The sequence below is a fragment of the Phenylobacterium sp. genome, from assembly GCF_036264965.1.
In the GTDB taxonomy this organism is placed as follows: Bacteria; Pseudomonadota; Alphaproteobacteria; order Caulobacterales; family Caulobacteraceae; genus Phenylobacterium.
The window spans coordinates 1-2,652 of record NZ_DATAPY010000128.1 but is presented as its reverse complement, the minus strand read 5'-3'; the positions used below and the strand labels follow the sequence as shown (position 1 = coordinate 2,652).

General features: G+C 69.4%; 3 protein-coding genes and 1 pseudogene. 1 reads left to right on the top strand and 3 read right to left on the bottom strand.

The window, feature by feature from the left end; genetic code table 11:
- Window positions 1–152: 152 nt before the first annotated feature.
- Window positions 153–1,091 carry an IS110 family transposase gene (locus VHS75_RS17185; RefSeq protein WP_329639838.1) on the bottom strand — a complete coding sequence of 313 codons (939 nt, stop codon included), beginning with the start codon at window positions 1,089–1,091 and terminating at the stop codon, window positions 153–155.
- A gap of 171 nt (window positions 1,092–1,262) precedes the next feature.
- Here VHS75_RS17185 and VHS75_RS23130 point away from each other — a divergent pair.
- Window positions 1,263–1,347, top strand: a pseudogene (locus tag VHS75_RS23130) (hypothetical protein); the annotation flags it as partial.
- A 16-nt stretch (window positions 1,348–1,363) separates the two neighbouring features.
- On the opposite strand, the gene VHS75_RS17180 reads toward VHS75_RS23130, so the two are convergent.
- Window positions 1,364–1,789: a PPC domain-containing DNA-binding protein gene (locus VHS75_RS17180; protein ID WP_329639837.1), complete on the bottom strand. Its 426-nt coding sequence runs from the start codon at window positions 1,787–1,789 to the stop codon at window positions 1,364–1,366.
- Window positions 1,790–1,905: 116 nt separating this feature from the next.
- On the bottom strand, window positions 1,906–2,652 hold a 747-nt coding region (locus VHS75_RS17175), incomplete at its 5' end, for an NADP-dependent oxidoreductase (RefSeq protein ID WP_329639836.1).

Sequence of the window (2,652 nt, the reverse complement as noted above, 5' to 3'; positions counted from 1 at the left end):
GCGTCAAGGTCGGTGGGCCTGAGTTGGGGCAGTGCGTGCTTCGATACGCGCCGTTCGGGCCAACACACAGCGTGACGTCTTTCGGCCCCCCTATGTTCGTCATCCCGGCCGGAAGCCCGCTTGCGGGCTGCAGAGCCGGCGACTGTGTTGGGTCAAGTCTGTTTGAGCCAGGGTCGGTTGGCTTTGAGCATGGTGTTGGCGGCGACGACGATACGTCTGGCGATGGCGACGAGGGCGACCTTGGCGGGTTTTCCGGCACGTCGCAGGGCTTGGTATTCCCGTTTGAAGCCGTTGTCGGATCGCACGGCGCTGACCGCGGCCATGTAGAGAGCGGCGCGCACGCAGGGGCGTCCGCCGCCGATGTGGGCCTGGCCGGTGCGGGTTCCGCTCTGGTTGGGATGCGGGGCCAGGCCCGCGAGGCTGGCGATGGCCTTACGGTCGAGGGTTCCCAGTTCCGGCAGATCGGCCATGAGGGTCATGCTGACGGCGGGCCCGACGCCGGGGATGGTCTGCAGGAGGCCCGAGCGTTGGGGTCCGTCCTGGCTGGTGAGCAGCTCGGCCTGCAGCAGGGCCTCCACCTTGGCGCGCTCTTCGGCCAGAAAGGCGATGATCTGGCGGCAGCTGTTGGCGACGACCTCGTCGAGGGTCTGCCCCAGGCGGACCTTCTCCATGGCCGCCATCTCCACCAGCTGGCGGCGACGAGTGGACAGGGCGCGGATCTCGAAGGCCTTGGGGCTGGGGACGGGGCGGGCGACGTCGCGCATGATCAGAGCGAAGCGCGCGATCAGCGCCGCGTCTAGCCTGTCGGTCTTGGCCCGCTTGCCCTCGGCGATGCGCAGCGCCTGGATGCGCTTGGGATCGATCACCCCGACCTCGAAGCCGGCCTCGGCCAAAGACCGCACCAGCCTGGCCCCATAGCCGCCGATCGACTCCAACACGACTCGCCCGACGCCTTCGCGCCGCAGCCGCGTCACCACCGCCTCCACGCCCTTCGCCCCGTTGGGCGTGCGAAACACCCGCCCCGACGGCGCCAGGCCCACATCAAAGAAATCCCGGCCGACATCCACGCCGGCCGCACATGATGGCGTCATCGCTCCGCTCCTGTGTTCGGGCCCGAGCGCCCAGCGCTCCGCCCATGCGACTGTTCGGAAAAGCTGACTGGCGAGCGCGCCCTGGCCGGCATCTCGGCCTCAACAGCCAGGGACCCAACGAGCTACGCTCGCCAACCATCAAGCCTCAGCTCAACAGATCCGCAAATACACAGGGACCCAGGGGCCCGAGCCACTGCGTCCGCCCCTGGGTCCCGGATCGGCCCTCCGGGCCGTCCGGGATGACGAGGGAAAATGGGAACGGCGTTCCGACCTTAAGGAGCTCCGTCCGAAGGCCGCGGCTGCACGCTCAGCTCCAGGTATCCCGTCTCCTCGTCCTGCACACGCCGGAACTCGACCTGCGGCAGCTCGCCGATCACCAGCTCCGCCGTCGTGTGGACGATGCAGCCGCGGACGAGGTGGCCGCCGACGCAGACGCCGTCCCGGCCGGACAGGCTGATGTGCACGTGGAGGCCGTCCGGACCCAGCGTGCCGACCAGCGAGACGATCTCCATCGGACCGGCGAACGTCGTAAAGAGGTCCTCCTCGCCCGCGGCGCCGGGCATCCTGAGGCGAGCCTGGGAGAGGCTGCCCACGCAGGTGAGGACGCATCCGGCGCGAAGGGCGTGCGCGTCGGTGATGCGCTCCAGCGCCTCTTTCAGGTCGGTCCCGGGCGTCAGGCGAAAGGCGTGCGCTTGCATGGCCCGAGCCTATGCCATCACGACGCCGGCGTCTCGGAACCAAACCCTTCCTCGTCATCCCGGCCGGAAGCCCGCTTGCGGGTGCGTTGCCCCTGGGCTGGGACCATACTGATTGGTTAGACCCGCACCATCCGCTTGCCGACATTCTCGCCGGCCAGGAGGCCGACCAGGGCGGCGGGCAGGTTCTCGAAGCCGTCGATGATGTCCTCCGGAACCTTCAGCGCGCCGTCGGCGACCCAGGCCCGGAGGTTGGCCAGCGCCTTGTCGTACTCGGCGGCGAAGTCCATGACCACGAAGCCGCGCAGGTTCAGCCGCCGGGTGACGATCAGGCCCGGCACGCCGCGCGGGCCGTGCGGCGGCGCGGCGCCGTCATATTGCGAGACCGCGCCGCAGCAGACGATGCGGCCGTGCAGGGCCATGTTGAACAGGCAGGCCTCGAACACGTCGCCCCCGACATTGTCGAAATAGACGTCGATCCCATTGGGGCAGGCCTCGCGCAGGGCGCGCCGCAGGTTGCCGGCCTTGTAGTCGACCGCCGCGTCGAAGCCGAGTTCGCGGGTCAGGAGCGCGCCCTTGGCCGCGCCGCCGGCGATGCCGACCACCCGGCAGCCCTTGATCTTGGCGATTTGCCCGACCAGAGAGCCCACAGACCCTGCCGCCGCGGAGACCACCACCGTCTCGCCCGCCTCCGGCCGGCCGCACTTCAGGAGGCCAAAATAGGCGGTGAGACCGGCCACGCCATAGACGCTGAGCATGTGGCTGATCGGCGTGGCGGGGGTCTCGGCGGAGAGATGCTTGGCGCTGACCGCCGCATAGTCCTGCCAGCCGGTGTCGGCGAAGACCAGGTCGCCGGGCTTCAGATG